Below are 14,748 nucleotides of genomic sequence, written 5' to 3'. Positions count from 1 at the left end.
CGCTTCGCGAGCGTCCTCTGTGACGAACCATGGGCCGCGTGCCCAGGCCACTTTGCCACAAGCGCATACATTAGAGTACCGAAATGAAGACCAGAGCCGGCGCTGCTCGGGAACGATCCGGTCGACCGTGATAGCGCCATCTCAGAACGCCTTCGGACAGCTGAAGCCTGACAAGGCGGGAAGCAGGAAGGGATTGGCCCCCGATCCGGTCTCCATCTTGAAGGCAACGTCGCGTCCGCCGATCACGAAGCGCGCTTCGGCGTCGCCGCCGTCGCCGGTGACGCTCGCCTTGTCCAGCAGGCGCTTCAAGGCCCACGGCCCCTCGAATTTCAAGGCGGATTCGCGGCCCGGCATTTCCGGCCTCAGGCTGAGGCTCGCGGATCCGGAAGCGGTGCCGCTCGGCCATTTCACCGTGCTCGGCGCATTGCCGGCCTGCGTGCTCTGCACCGTCTGCCCGTCGACATTGAGCACCGCGCTGTCGGCCTCGCTGTTGAGCGAAGTGGGCGTGAAGGTGATCGAGACCGACGGCGCCGAACCGCCGGAAGGAAAGAAGGCGCTGCGGATTTCCGCCGCCGACTGGAACGCTTTCAAGGTCGACTTGGCGAGGTCGCGGCCGGAGCGCGCATCCTGCTTCCAGGTCCAGTCCTGGCCCGTCATGTCGATCAGCGGCGCAAGGTTCTGCGCGAAGAACCGGTCCATCAGGCCGCCTGGCGCGAACAGCTTGGCGAAATCGGCAAGAGAGATTTCCTCCGTGCCGTCGCCGGCGAAGGGATAATGGCGGTTGACCGCCTCCTCGCAGGGGCGCGTGACCGTCTCATCGAGCGTCTGGTTGAGATTGGCGACAGAGGTCTCGGCGACATTGCCCTCAAACTCGTCCGCGGCCGCATCGATCATGCGCGCGAGCTGCCTGGGCAGGCGCGAGGCATTGGCGCGCAGCGTCGAGATCTGCAGCTTGAGGTTCGCGTTGACGCGCTCCGTCTGCGCGGGGACGTCGGCCGCGAGCTTCACGCTCTGGTAGACGTCGTGGAAATTCTGCGTCAGCGCATCGATCGGCCGATGGCCGGCAGAGCCGCTCGCCAGCGCCTGGAACGGCCTGAACTGTGCTTCCACGGTGGCGCCGGCGTTCTGCGTGGCGGGCGAGCTTGTGCCCGCGCGGCTTTGCGACTTGCCGCGGGCGCTCTGCAGCCCGATGCGGGCCAGGCCCTTGGCCATGCCCGCTGGGTCCTGCTCTGCCGCGCCGGTCCCGGCTTCGGAGGCGGCGCCGTCCTTCGTCAACGCGGTTTCATCGGCGATCGCCGTGAACAGCCGGTCCAGCGGCGAGTCCGGCGAGGCTGCGGCGGAGAGCGCGATATATTGCGGCTTGTCCTTCAGCATCGCCTTCAACTTCAGCAGGTCGAGGGCGCCATTCCAGGCGGAAGCGAATTCCTTGCCGTAGCGGTCGATGAGGTCGGGGCCGAGCCTGGGCAGGTCCTCATCGATGCCGCCCCGCTCGCCGCCGCCGCCGAGAACCCATTGATCGTCGACCAGCATCTGCGCGATGCGTGAGAGCTGCGGCAGGTAGAAGCCGTTGAAGCCGGCCCGGGTGTAGAGGCCGGGAACGCGAAGGTCGGAAAGCTCGCCGCCGTCCATGCGTTCGAACAGGAGTTGCGCCTCCGCGCCGGCTTTCGCGGCAACGGAAAAGTCCCCGAGCCTTGCCGCGTAGACCGCCGACCTGATCAGCGCCGACGCGCGGTCGGCAAGGCTCATGCGTCCGAGCGAGCGTTGCGCTGCCTCGACCAGCGGCTGGTTGAGCTCGAACACCGGGTCGTAGGCATCGTCGAGCGTGAGCATGGCGCGCAGATGCTTTTCGAGCTGCGCCCGGCCCTCACGGTTGTTCTCGCCCGGGTAGCGGTTTTCCTCCCAGTCCTGCTTCATCCAGGAGACGATCAGCTCGTCGTCGACCTTTGGCGCCTTGCCGCCCAGCATCAGATAGATCTTCAGCGGCTCGTAAAGCGAGATCGGGTCGGCCATCTTGGCCTGGATCGTGCGCTCGGCCTGAACCAGCAGCCGGGAGCGGAAGCTTCGCTCAAGCGCCTGCCGGTAGGCGGTTTTGGACGCCGACAGAAGTCTCTCCCGCTGGCTGAGCCCGAAACTCTCCTCGACCGGCTTCGATTGGCCGGCGGTTTCATATCCAGCCGGCAGGTTGCGCAACTGGTCGAGCGGACCGATGACGTTCTCGAGATCGACGTCGGTCACGGTCGTGCTCTTGAGCAGCGAATCCGCGCTCTGACGGTACTGCGCCATCGCCTGCCTTGTGGAGGCGATCAGCGACTTGTTGGCCGAGAAGCTGAAGCCCAGCACGCCGAGCGCCGCTAAAGCCGCCAGCGCGATCGCGGCGAGGCTGCCAAATCTGGCTAGCCTGGCGCGCCGCTCTGCGACCCTGTCGAACGAGACCCAGCCTGCCTCGGGAAAGATCACCTTCGCCAGAAGATCATGCAGGAAGAAGCTCTTGCCGGTGCCGGAAAGATGCGCCTGGGAAGCACGGCCGAAACTGCGGCCGATCGCGCCCAGCACCTGATCGATGGGCGTTCCTTCCTGCGTGCCCGAGGAAAAATAAAGCCCGCGCAGGCTGACGTTCACCTGGGCCCGCGAGGCATCGAACAGGCTGGTGACAAAACGCACGATGCGGGCCTTCAGCGCCCCGAACTGCGCCGGGAAGCCGAAGATCGCGATGCGCGCCACCGGATCGGCCTCGTCCTGCAGGCGGTCGGCGATCTCATCCGCCAGTTGCCTGGCCAGCGCGTCGAACTCGGCCGGGGCCTCGCCGACCATGTTCCTGTTGCGGTCGGTGGTCTGGAAGGTCGCGCCCCACACCTTGCGCCGGCTGGCTTCGTCGAAATCGCCGAAATAGTCCATGAAGCCGGCGACGAGGTCGGCCTTGGTGAAGAGCAGGTAGACCGGGAACTGGATCTTCAGCGTCTCGTGCAGCTCCCGCAGGCGGCTTCTTATTTCGGTGACATGCGCGTCGAGCTGCTGGTCGTCCAGGCCGATGAGGTCGGCAAGGCTGATGGCGAGGATCACGCCATTGATCGGCTGCCTGGTGCGGAATTTCTTGAGCAGCCCCAGGAAGGCGAGCCAGCTCGCCTTGTCGCGTTGGGCGTCCGAATCCTGCGTCGTATAGCGGCCGGCAGTGTCGATCAGCACGGCATCATCGGTGAACCACCAGTCGCAGGACCGCGTGCCGCCGATACCGGCTACCGGCTGGGCATTGCCGGAGCCGGCAAGCGGGAACTTCAGCCCCGAATTGACCAGCGCCGTCGTCTTGCCGGCTCCCGGCGGGCCGATGATGATGTACCAGGGGATATCATAGAGGAAATTGCGCTTGCCGCTCGACTGCTTCAGCGTCGCGATGGCCTCGCCCATGCGCGCCTCGAGCACTTGTGAATCGTCGTTCCGGTCGTCGCTGCGCGTGATCGCTTTTTCGAGCGCCTTTTGCGCCTTGCGCCCTTGCCGGAAGCGGATGCCGTAGAAGAGCGCGAGCAGCGCGACGGTCACGCCGATGATTGCCGCCCTGAGCCAGACCGGTTCGAGCGGACGGGAATCGGCGAAGCGGATCAGTGGCCCGGCATACCAGACGGCCGCCGAGAAACCGGCGAGCGCCAACAGGCTGAATATCCGCAGCGCCCAGCGCATCAGTGCCGCTCCCCGCCGCACCCGCTCACAACGTCTCCTCCTTCGGGATCATCACGTCGACGCGGCGGTTTTTCGCGCGGCCGTCCGGGGTTGCATTGTCGGCGATCGGTTCGTCCTCGCCCTTGCCGTCGACCGTGATCCGCGACGGCTCCTTGAGTTCTTTCGCCATCATCGTCTGGACGGCTTTGGCGCGAGCGACGGAAAGATCGAAGTTGGATTTGAACCGGCTCGACTTCTTCGGCTTCACATTGTCGGTGTGGCCGACGATCCGGATTGGTCCGGGCTCGGCATTGAGCGCCGTGGCAATGTCCGCCGCGATGGGCTGGAATTCCGGTTTCAGCTCCGCCTGCCCGGGCGCGAAGAGCAGCTGATTGTTGACTTCCACCACGATGAAGTTGCCCTTCGTGCCGACCGTCAGCCCGCCGCCGGCGATCTCCTTGGCTAAAGCCGCCCGGATGCGGTCGATCTGGGTGGTGGTGGGGACGACAGGCGGCGGCGGGGCGGCTTCCGCGGGCTCGGCGAGCGCCGCTACGCTGGCGCGCTCGATGGTGACTGGCGTCGATGGGTTGAGCGCCAGCAATTCGCCAGCGGTCACGTCGCCCTCGTCGGTGATCAGGACCCGTAACCCGAAGAACGCCACCGTCACCAGCGTCGCGGCGGCTGCCGCGACCGCCCATAGCGGCAGCCGCGCCCTCGGCTTCGACAGCGTCGCCGCCATGCCTTGCCAATGGGGCGAGATGTCGTCCCCGGCGCGCGGCCTGAAGTACCGGATCGTGTCGTAGACGTCGCGCCGGATGTGTTCGAGATCGTCCCGTTCGCCGGCCCGTCCGCGATACTGGCCTTCGAAGCCGAGCGACAGGCAGGCATGCATCAGCTCGAGCAGGTCGAAATGCGATTCCGGGCTGCCCAGGATCTTGTTCAGCGCCCCATAGAAACCGGCGCCTGTGGGCTTGGTGTGGAAGAACCGCGTCACCAGGCTGTGCCCGCTCCAGGCGTCGTCCTTCGGCCAAGGCAGGTTGCCGACGAGATCGTCGGCCGTCTCGCAAAGGGCGAATCTCGCGATTCTGCCGTCCTCCTCGGCGATGCCGGCTTTCGCCATTTCCCGGTCGAACGTCTCGACCGCTTCGGCGATGTGCTCCGCCAGCGGCGCCGCTTGCCGCTCGACCGGCATCAGCCGCAACTGACCGAACAGCACGAGCAGGGGCGCGGCGGCAGCGAGAATTGGATTTGACGCGGCGTATTTCACGCCATCCGTAGCGTGGAGCAGTATTTCCTGCTGCAGCGCGGGCGTTGAGGCAGCAGCCGCGGCCGGAGCCACACCTTGAACGACCACCGTCCCGGTCGACCAGCCGGTCGGCATCTGCCGGCCGACGCCGGGGTCGAACACCGTCGATTCCCTGGCTGCCGGCACAAGGCCACCTGAAGAGGCGCTCTCGGGAGCCACAGGTGATCGTTGTCTTGGCCGTGGCGCGCGGATGACGGTCTTGTCCGCCGGCCGGGAGGGATCGTCCTTCGAGCTCATCGGCGGTCCACCGTCGCGGTGCGGCGAATATTTCTTCGGCGGGGAAAGAGGGCGGCTTCGCGCTTTTCAGGCCAAGAGTTGGCGGCGGGCCGGATGGAAAGGCTCATCTCGCCGAAACATGACATTGCTGCATACGCCCCAAGCCACGCCGCTTTGCCCGCCAGGCAAGCTTCCGTGCGTCATCCTAACCGCCCAAGCACCTAATTGAAATCAGGCAGCTGATTGAAATCGGAAAGCAGGATGATCGAAGCGACGGGTTCTTCTGTGAGACCCGTCACATAGCGCCTTGATCGGCTGACCTGGTTGGCTATTTCAGCTTGTCGGCCTTGGCGTAGGCTTCGCTGAAATAAGCCAGGAAGACGTCGAGCATGCCGTTTTCGTGCTTCTCCTCCATCGTCCGCCAAGTGGCGACGAGGGCATCCCACGCCTGGCTTTTCTTGGATGAGAAGGACGCCGGCGGCAGCTTCCTGGCGATCGCCTCCGGCGACAGGTCGTCGAGCAGCCTGGACAGTGCTGCCTGCATGGCGGCGTAAGTGGCCAATTCGTGCGTCTTGAGGTCCCGGAAGGCGTCCTCGACGCTGTGCGCGGCGTCGAGATAACCGGCCCGGCGTTTTGCGAACATGATCTCCAGTATGTCGTCGGTGCCGGGAACGAATTTCAGCGGGTTGTTGTTTTCGGCGCCGATCATTGTGCGATGCGTGCTTTTGGCCAGCACCTTGGCCGCCGCGCGCGCCTTGAGCAGCAGCGACAATTGCTCGACCGTGGTTCTGAGCACCGTGCCGATCTCGGCGGCCACTTCCTGCGGATCGCGCGACTGAAGCAGGTCAGGCGCAATGCCGGCCGCCTTCGCGATATCCCGCAGCAGCGTGTCGGCGTCGGCGGCTCGGCCAGCAGGCACGGCCGGGGCCGGCTGGCGCAGCGCTGAGGACGTCGATACCGGCGCTCCCTGTCCGGTGCGCTGTTCCGTCGGACTGAAGAACGGCTCGTTGCCCAATTCGATAGGCCTGCCCGTCGACGGCGGCAGATCGCGTTGCGTCGATCCGGCCCGGCTTTGCGGATGGCCAGTCGCTGGTCGTTCTTCGTCGATCGACACCGCGACGACATAGCGGCCGATCAGCACCCGGTCGCCATGGGCCAGTCGGTGCGGACCGGCCATGCGCTGGCTGGAACCGTTGATGAAGGTTCCGTTGCGCGAGACGTCGTAGAGCCAGAAGGCGCCCGCCTGGTAGCGGACCTCGCAGTGCCGGCCCGAGATGAATTTGTCCGGGTCGGCGAGCGTCCAGTCGCAATTCTCGCGGCCGATCTCGAAGCTGCGGTCGCGGGCGGCGTAGCTTGTCGGGCTGCCGGTGGGCAGTCTGTCGACATTGCTGATCTGGAGCGAGATGAACATCCGGAAACGTCGCTGAACCTGGTAAATAAATCCTTGTTTCGCGCAATCCGGACGGAAAGCCGCTATGTGCTTCTCCCGGAATGCTCCAGCCATTCTAGCAGTTTGCGAGAGCGGCGGGAGAGGAGCGTTTCACACCGACCCGCATGGGGACGGTTTGGCCCTCGCTGTTATTTGGCGGCAGTCAAACATGTGCTAGGCTGGACCTGTCCGGTGCGGTGAATTCGAAAACTCCCCGAACGTGATGCAGTTAACAGAGCGGGGGCTTCGATCCATCACACTGGCGGCCGCGTCCAGGAGGGGCACGACCATGCCGAACGAACGTGCCACGGTTGTGCAAACGCCGGTTGGCGGCGATGCGCTGACCTTCACCCATCTCGTCGGGCGTGACGAGATCAGCCGTTGTTTCACCTATACGGTCGGCTTCGTCTCTAAGAGCCACGATGTCGATCCCTTGAAGATGCTGGGCGGCGTCGTCTCGGTCGAGGGTGAATCCGACCCAAAGCGATGGTTCAGCGGCCTGGTGTCGGAGTTCAAGCTCACCCGCATCGAGGACAGGCTGGCCTTTTACGAGGCGGTGATCAGGCCGTGGTTCTGGTTCCTCGGCAACACCACCGACTGCCGCATCTTCCAGAACATGACGGCGGTCGAGATCGTCGAGAAGATCTTCTCGAAATACGGCATCGCGAAATTCGAGAAGCGGCTGCAGGGCTCCTATCCCTCGCGCGAATATTGCGTGCAGTATGACGAGAGCGATCTCGATTTCGTGCAGCGCCTGCTCGAGCACGAGGGCATTTTCTATTTCTTCGAGCATGACGAGGGCAAGCACACCCTGGTGCTCTGCGATGCGATGAGCAAGCTGAAGCCGGCGCCCGGCTACGAGAAGGTGCTCTATAATTTCGAGGGCCAGGCCTCGCGGCGCGACGTCGAATACATTACCGAATGGATTCCGGGCAGCGCGGTGCGGCCCGGCGCCTATGCCCACACCGACTATGATTTCGAGAAGCCCGGCGCGGATTTGATGGCGAAGTCCGCCCAGCCGTTCAGCCACAAGGAGGCCGCGGGCGAGAACTACCGCCAGCCCGGCGCGCATCTCGATGTCGGGCGGGGCGACACGATTGCGGGGATTCGCCGCGAGGAACTTCAGGCGGTGCACAAGCGCAGCACGGCGGTGGGCACGGTGCGCGGCCTTTTTTCCGGCTGTAAGTTCAAGCTGGAAAGTTTTCCGCGCGACGACCAGAACCAGGAATATCTGGTGATCAGCGCCGAATACAGGCTGTTCGACCCCGGCTACAGGACCCAGAACGAGGCCCATGCCGAGAACTTCAAGGTCGTGCTGGGCGTCGCTCCCGCCAAATTGCCCTACCGGCCGCCGCGCATCACACCGCGGCCGATCATGCGCGGGCCGCAGACGGCGACGGTGGTCGGCCCCTCCGGCGAAGAAATCTTCACCGACAAATATGCCCGGGTGAAGGTGCAGTTCCATTGGGACCGGCTCGGCAAGAAGGACCAGAACTCTTCCTGCTTCGTGCGCGTGTCGCAGACCTGGGCCGGCAGCGGCTGGGGTTTCATCCAGATCCCGCGCATCGGCCAGGAGGTCATCGTCGATTTCATCGAGGGCGATCCCGACCTGCCGATCATCACCGGCCGGGTCTACAACGCCGCTGAGATGCCGCCCTACGGGCTGCCGGCCAACGCGACGCAATCGGGCTGGAAGTCGAACTCATCCAAAGGCGGCGGTGGTTACAACGAGCTGATGTTCGAGGACAAGGCCGGTTCCGAGCTCGTCAATTTCCAGGCGCAGAAGGACCACCACCTGCTGGTCAAGCACGACCGCAACAAGACCGTGCAGCACGACCAGTCCGACCGCATCGACCACGATGCCAAGCACTCCGTCGGCCACAACCTCGACGAGGACGTCGGCAACAACAAGACCGTCAAGATCGGCGTCGACCAGACCACCAACATCGGCAGCAACGACACCGAGACGGTGGGCGCGAACCGCTCGCTGACGGTCCAGGCGAATGAGACGATCCACGTCGTTGCGAATTCGACGGAAAACATCGACGCGAACCATTCGCAGACGGTGGGTCTGGTGCAGACGGTGACGGTGGGGGCGGCGCGTGTGGACACTGTGGGTGCTGCTGAAGCGAGGACCGTTGGCGCTTCTCAGACGAACACCATCGGCATAACCCGATCCGTCAGCGTCGGCACCAATCAGAGCCACGATATTGGGGCTTCCGACAGCTGGAATATCGGGGCAGCGCAAAGCGTCAATGTTGGCGCCGACCAGAGTTTCACAGTCGGAGGGGCACAGTCGTCCCAGATAGGAAAGGCACGAACGGCCAAGATCGGGGCGGATGACGGAACCGATGTCGGCGGAGCGCATGCTCTCAAGGTCGGGAAGAGCAGCGGTATCGACATTGCCCAAGACAGTTCAATCAAGGTTGGCAAGAATCTGATGATCGAAGCGGGCGATTCGATCACGCTCAAATGCGGCTCGGCGTCGATCACTATGAAAAAGGACGGCACCATTGTCGCTGACGGGAAGGATATTACACTCAGGGGCAGCGGCAAGATCACCGTCAAGGCCGACGGCGATGTGATCGTTAAGGGAAGCACCATCAACAACAATTGAGGGCGTCATCATGGAAGTGCTGGATCGCATCGACGGCGTCGTCATCGGCTTGCTCATCGGTTTCGAATGCGGAGCACCACTTGTGGTCTTCGTCGGCAATCCGCGCGAGACGGCGATTGCGGCGCGCAGCCTGACGGAACTGGACGTTTCCGCGATCGGCTCGGAACTGGCCCTGCTGTTCGAGGAGGGTGACCCGACACGACCGCTGGTTGTTGGGCGCATCGTCGCTCCCGCTCACAAGAACAGGGAGCTGCAAGTGGTCCGCGAAGGCGATCGAGTCGTCATCATGGGCGAAGAGCGTATAGAACTGCGTTGTGGCCTGGCATCAATCATTCTGGAGAAGGATGGTCGTGTGACCATTCGTGGTAGCCATCTGACCAGCCAGGCGAGTGGGACCAACCGTATTCGCGGCGGGGCCGTGCATCTCAACTGAGGCGCTGTCGTGCATCGCGTTGCAACCATCGCTGCCATCGTGGATCAGCACGCCGAGGATGCGGCTTTCCTCTGGCTTCGCCGTCGTCGGGAGATCGATGGTCCAGTCCTCGATGAGACGGGTATCGGCCGTATCGACCAGCGTCTCGAAGCCAATCTCGAAGGGCTCATGGCAGCCGGCAAGACCGGTTGGGAAGCTGCTCAAGCGCGTTTCGCCGACTACGCCGAACCGGGGGAACTTTTCGTGCTCGGCACTCTGGCAATGCGTTGGAGCGATGCCAACCTGGTGACCTCCGCAATCGACGCCGGCGCAAGCCTGGGTGAGGCCGGCATTTCGAGCCTGTCCGCTGCGATCGCGCGCACGCCGCGCGAAAACCTGCGTCCCTTCGTGGCGCAATGGCTGGACACAAGCGATGCGCGACTGCGCTGCCTTGGGCTGTCTGCGCTGTGGCATCATCGCGTTGATCCGGGACAGCGCCTGCATGATTTGGCGAGCCATTCCGACGCCAGCATCCGCCGGCGCGCCATTCGGCTCGCCGGCGGGCTTAGGCGGCGCGACCTGCTTCCGGCAGTCCTGGCTGGCCTTGACGGCGAGACTGCGAAAGAACGTCTTGCGGCCGCCTTCGCCGCTTGCCTGCTTGGCGAGGCGCGGTCCGCGCATCCAGTGATCAACAAGATCGTGCTGGAGGCGGACCACGCGGAGGCGGCGATCGAGATACGCCTGCTGACGACGCCGCCCAAGGCCGCGAAAGCCTGGCTGCAGACGCGCCTCGGCCAGCCCCTGCTGCGCGTGGCGGCAACGGCGTCGATCGGCCTGTTTGGCGATCGGTCGGTAATGCCCTGGCTGATCGAGAAGATGCGCGAGCCGGAACTTGTCTTTGCCGCCGGGCTGGCGATGCGCGATCTGTTCGACGTGGACTTCAACGACACCGACCTGTTCACGATAGACCCGGCCGATTTGGGGAAGGCGTTTGAATCTCTGACCGACAGCCCGTTGCCTGTCGCCGATCGCGTTGCCGCATGGTGGGACGAGGGACAGGGCGGGCGCAACCACACGCCTTTCCATTCGATGCGCAGGCTCAGGCTGGATGCGCTGCGCGCGGCAATTGCCACGCCCGAGGCACCGTTCGCCGACTGGCGCAGGACGCGCAAATTCCCGGCCTGGATGTAAAGCCGACAGCGTCAGCGACGCGTCATGCGGGCCATGACCGCCGCAGCACGCAGGCCGCTCTCGGAAGCCACTTCGCAGATGGCGGTTGATCCCGGCGCATAGTCCTTGAGAAAGCTGTCGGCAGCAAGCATGAGGACCAACGCGCCACCTGCCGCGCCGATGTCGCCGATCGTCATGGCCGGGTAGGCGGTCGCCATCATGTCGCGGCGCGTGCGATAAAAGCGCGGTCGGGTGATCAGCATTTCCCAACCCTGATAGCGTTCGCCATTGCCATTGCTGACCACGAAGTCGATGTCGGGCTCCGAAGGCCCAGAGCCGGTCACGGCGTCGCGCAAAGCCCCGAGCATGGCCCGTCCCTGACTGTAACGGCTCGACAGGACCGTGTCCTTTTCCTGGGCGGTGCCAATACCGTGGATCGCGGCAAAGACCGTTGCCTTTTCTTCCGGCTGCAGCGTCAGCCGCACGAACGCCGCCGCCTCGCCTGGTACAAGACCTTGCGCGTTGTCGGGGGCCTTGAGACGGCGGGCCGCGCCGAGACGGGCAAGATCACTGTCGTTGACAAGACTGTCGACGCCGCCGAGCAAGACCTGTTCGACGCCTTGCTGCTCCATCATGTCCACTGCGCGCTCCAGCAGGCCGATGCTGGCAGCCGCGCCGCCGTCTATCGCCCGCGACGCCGCATGGAAACGATGTCCGCTGGCCCTGATCACAGCCGCAAGGAAGTCGTGTGGCGCGATGTCCTGATAGGCCGGATGATTGCGAAAACCCTCAGGCGGCGTGAGCAGGATAGCCGTAACTTCGGGCGCAATATCGCCGGTTTCTAACGCCTCAGCCATGGCGCGCGAGGCCATATTGACCAGCCATCCACCTTGGGTTCTGCGCAGGCGCCTGTGGGCCGGTATGCGCGCGACGACCTGCAAGGCGCCAAACGGCTCCGAGAGCGTTATCTCCTCATAGGCGGAGAGGCTGGCGCGGATAGCGCAGATCGTTTGCGTCGCATTAAGCCCCGCAGGGGTGACTGCGCCGGCGCCTGCGATATAGAGCGGGCGCTTCATGGCAGCCACACTGGCTGGTTGCCCAAGGTGCCGTCGCCGCCCAGCGGATTGAGATAGGCCTTGCGCTTGCGCCGCGCGCTGAGCCACACGGGGGATACGTGGCCGAAAACTATCTCGCGCAAGGTGGCAGCATTGCGGAGTGTGACAAAGGAAAGTCGTGCCTTGAGCGTAATGCGCCAAAGGTCTGGCTCGATGATCACAGTATCGGCTGCGAAGCTGCGCTCCTCGATGCGGTCGTCGAAGATCAGCCGCACGGGCGCGACGATGCGAGGCAAGCGAAAATTCCAGCGCCCTGTCGGGGTCAGACCGACAAGCGCAACCTCTTCACCGCCGACAAGCTGCGGCAATTGCTGATCCGGCGGCGTGGCGAGATGATGACGCGGATCGAAATCCTTTGGCGGCAGCGGCCATTGCGTGTCGATCCATGCCTGGTCGTAGGTTCCGGCGAAACCAAGACGTGGCTGCCAGCCTCGACCAAGGGCACCGAAGCCTGCCGGCGAGGGGCGATCCGTGGGGCTGAGATAGGGTTCGCCCGGATAGGTGACGTTGGGCGCTTGCGTGCGCACCGCCTTGTCGGCCGACGCCGCGTGATGGAAGCCGACACCGACGGGGTTACGTGGCTCGGCTCTTCCTTCCGCCGTCGTGCCGCCAAAGGCCCGTTCGTAGACGATCGGCATTGTGGTGAATGGACGCGGTGCGCTGTAGCTGCCGGCGTCGTAGATGCGGTCCCCGACCACGTTCAGCACCTTGCGCACGCTGCCGATCCGCAATCCGACCTGCATCTCGCGTACCGGCTTGCCGTTCGGAGCATGGGCCGTGCCGTTGACGATCACCTCGGCTGCCGGTTTGACCGGCGCTATATCGGCTTCGTAGCGGGTCGAAGATAGTGCCGGATTGCCGAAAGGCACGTCGCCGAAGGTGACCGGGAGTTGATCATCAGCCGGATGCAGTCCCGCGTTGTCCGCATCGCCCTGGAAACTCGCCGAGAGCATGGCAACCAGCACCTCCTGGCCTCCGGCATCAACCTGCACATGCGTCGCCGTGGCGAAGGGGGTGCGGTTCTCGAGCCAGACGTCGAAGGCCATGGGTCAGCACCAATTGCCATTTTCGTCGAGGCCGATCGGCCAGAAGGGCATGCAAGTGAGCAGCCGGACATAGTCCGTGCGGCCCTCCTCCACCAGCCAGCCAAGCATTGCCACCTGCGGCGGCACTCGGTCTTTCGGCGGAAGGGCGCGGTTCACCTCGTCGAAGGCCAGCCAGTAGTTGCGGAAGAACCAGACGACCTCGGGCGCGGAGGCCGGTCCGGCGAGCCGCTTGTCGTAGGCAAGTTCGTTCGCCTCGTCGGGACCATAGCCGTCCTCGATGTAAGCCGCGACGCAGCCTTCCCACCAATCGTCTGCAATCTGGTAGGCGACGTCGAAGTTGGCGATGTATTTGGCGTAGATGTCCCTGTGCTGGTCGGTTGCCTCGGACATCGATTTTACGGCGCCCTGATCCGGCATCAGTTCCGCAAGATCGTTCGGCGCCTCCAGAAGCTGGCGCACCGCTTTGTCAATGTCATGGACGATATCGAATGCCATGTCAGCAATACTCGCCGTCGGGGGCAAGGCCAACCGGGACGAAGACCAGATTACTCATGATCTCGTAAAGATCGGGCGCGATGCTCTCCAGATCGTTGACCAGCAGGTCGATCGGCAGCACAAACGGCACGTCGGCCTCTTCGTCGTCGATACCCCAATCGCTTTCGCGCGGCGTTGTGTCCTGAGGCGGCCGCAGCGTCTCGAATTCACGGTTGAGCGCTAGGACGGCGAGATAATATGTTCGCAGCACAGCGAGCACTCGAGGATGCGCGACGGGGCCAAGCGGCCAACGCCGTTCGAAGTCATTGCGATTACCGCCAGTCCCCATTTCGGCGGGCGGTCGGACTGCGTGTTCCTTCCACCATGACAGAATAGGCGGCAAAATCGATCTCAATTCCGCCAGATAGGTGTCCTGCAACTCCTGATAGCGCCGGTTCATCTAGCTCCTCAACGACTTGGCATGTGCCTTAACCTTTGAGCCCTGGCTCATGTAGTGCGCTTCGCAGTGAGGCCTGACGAACTCCGCCTCGCCCATGATTTTTTTGAACGCGTCGGGCGACGGTTGCAAGTGACAGCCGCCCAGTTCCTCCCAAGCGCGGTTCAATGGAGGTTGGTGATCATGCGTCCGGTACTCCTTGTCCGACCAGCTTCCGTCCGCGTTTTTGGTTTCTTCCAGTTTGTGTGTGCCGTCTCGATGGAAGGGCGCGGTTCCGGTCGCCTTCTTGCCCTTGCATTCCCAGCATGGTTTACCATTGACCGCGTCGCGTTGAGCTGCCGTACGGTCGGGGCGGCAGTCTTGACTGTATGGCGTCTTGCATTTCTTGCCTTGTGTGACGCCCTCCGCTGTCATGCGGTTTACGAAGAGCACCCTGGCACCCGGCGCGGTGCAGTTCGGCGGCGTACACGCCTCGTTCTGCAGCAACGGGTCGCCGTGCCGGCACACGCCCTTGCCTTCGACCTTCACCGTGAAGGACCACAGCGAAAAGCTGCCTTTGCCTTTGATCTTGTGGGTGACGACGCCGGCGCCAAGGCCCGGCGTTGCCGCTTCGTTGCCGGTACTCATGGCGATTTCCGACGAGTTCTCCAACGCCGTCGGACTACCATCGGCCTTGACGCTATTGCTGCCCTTGGTGAGATCGCTGGCGAACAGCATGTTGACATAGGGGACCGGTACCGGTCCGGCAGGCGGTGGCGGCGGGCTCAGGCAGACGTCGCCGGGTGCCGTCCCGGTTCCATTGCTGCTCTGGTGGAACCAGCCCATGCCCTCGGCGAAAACGGTGCAACCCATGGC

Annotated in this window: 11 protein-coding genes; 3 read left to right on the top strand and 8 right to left on the bottom strand. The window is 64.0% G+C overall.

The genetic code is table 11. The annotated features are described in order from the left end of the window. Window positions 1-141 precede the first annotated feature (141 nt). The 3 genes from tssM to tagH form a co-directional block, all read right to left on the bottom strand. Window positions 142-3,672, bottom strand: a complete 3,531-nt coding sequence (gene tssM, locus EH240_RS20940; protein ID WP_206075301.1) for a type VI secretion system membrane subunit TssM — start codon at window positions 3,670-3,672, stop codon at window positions 142-144. A 25-nt stretch (window positions 3,673-3,697) separates the two neighbouring features. Then, complete coding sequence (gene tssL, locus EH240_RS20935) at window positions 3,698-5,194, bottom strand: type VI secretion system protein TssL, long form (RefSeq protein ID WP_125002145.1); 1,497 nt, start codon at window positions 5,192-5,194, stop codon at window positions 3,698-3,700. Window positions 5,195-5,501: 307 nt separating this feature from the next. Then, window positions 5,502-6,584: a type VI secretion system-associated FHA domain protein TagH gene (gene tagH / locus EH240_RS20930; protein WP_125002144.1), complete on the bottom strand. Its 1,083-nt coding sequence runs from the start codon at window positions 6,582-6,584 to the stop codon at window positions 5,502-5,504. Between the two features lie 307 nt (window positions 6,585-6,891). Here tagH and EH240_RS20925 point away from each other — a divergent pair, with 307 nt between their 5' ends. From EH240_RS20925 to EH240_RS20915, 3 genes are read left to right on the top strand one after another with little or no spacing between them, the layout of a single operon-like run. Further along, window positions 6,892-9,219: a type VI secretion system Vgr family protein gene (locus EH240_RS20925; RefSeq protein ID WP_125002142.1), complete on the top strand. Its 2,328-nt coding sequence runs from the start codon at window positions 6,892-6,894 to the stop codon at window positions 9,217-9,219. Window positions 9,220-9,229: 10 nt separating this feature from the next. Next, window positions 9,230-9,652 (top strand): DUF6484 domain-containing protein, encoded by a 423-nt coding sequence (locus tag EH240_RS20920; RefSeq protein ID WP_425374817.1) that lies wholly within the window; start codon window positions 9,230-9,232, stop codon window positions 9,650-9,652. A gap of 9 nt (window positions 9,653-9,661) precedes the next feature. Beyond that, a complete protein-coding gene (locus EH240_RS20915) occupies window positions 9,662-10,822 on the top strand; it encodes a hypothetical protein (RefSeq protein ID WP_125002138.1) in 1,161 nt (386 codons plus the stop codon). A gap of 11 nt (window positions 10,823-10,833) precedes the next feature. On the opposite strand, the gene EH240_RS20910 is transcribed toward EH240_RS20915, so the two are convergent. The 5 genes from EH240_RS20910 to EH240_RS20890 are packed head-to-tail and all read right to left on the bottom strand — an operon-like array spanning window position 10,834 to window position 14,745. Beyond that, on the bottom strand, window positions 10,834-11,877 hold the full coding sequence (locus EH240_RS20910) for a beta-ketoacyl synthase N-terminal-like domain-containing protein (protein WP_125002136.1): 1,044 nt from the start codon (window positions 11,875-11,877) through the stop codon (window positions 10,834-10,836). Further along, complete coding sequence (locus EH240_RS20905) at window positions 11,874-12,962, bottom strand: DUF2169 family type VI secretion system accessory protein (RefSeq protein ID WP_125002133.1); 1,089 nt, start codon at window positions 12,960-12,962, stop codon at window positions 11,874-11,876. Before EH240_RS20905 ends, EH240_RS20910 begins: the two co-directional genes overlap by 4 nt. A gap of 3 nt (window positions 12,963-12,965) precedes the next feature. Continuing rightward, complete coding sequence (locus EH240_RS20900) at window positions 12,966-13,457, bottom strand: hypothetical protein (protein ID WP_125002131.1); 492 nt, start codon at window positions 13,455-13,457, stop codon at window positions 12,966-12,968. A 1-nt stretch (window position 13,458) separates the two neighbouring features. Continuing rightward, window positions 13,459-13,896: a hypothetical protein gene (locus EH240_RS20895; RefSeq protein ID WP_125002129.1), complete on the bottom strand. Its 438-nt coding sequence runs from the start codon at window positions 13,894-13,896 to the stop codon at window positions 13,459-13,461. Beyond that, window positions 13,897-14,745: a DUF4150 domain-containing protein gene (locus EH240_RS20890; protein WP_125002127.1), complete on the bottom strand. Its 849-nt coding sequence runs from the start codon at window positions 14,743-14,745 to the stop codon at window positions 13,897-13,899. Between the last annotated feature and the right edge of the window lie 3 nt (window positions 14,746-14,748).

This window comes from Mesorhizobium tamadayense, assembly GCF_003863365.1.
Classification (GTDB): domain Bacteria; phylum Pseudomonadota; class Alphaproteobacteria; order Rhizobiales; family Rhizobiaceae; genus Mesorhizobium; species Mesorhizobium tamadayense.
Note: the sequence above shows the minus strand (reverse complement) of the source record. Positions and strands in the feature narration are given on the sequence as shown.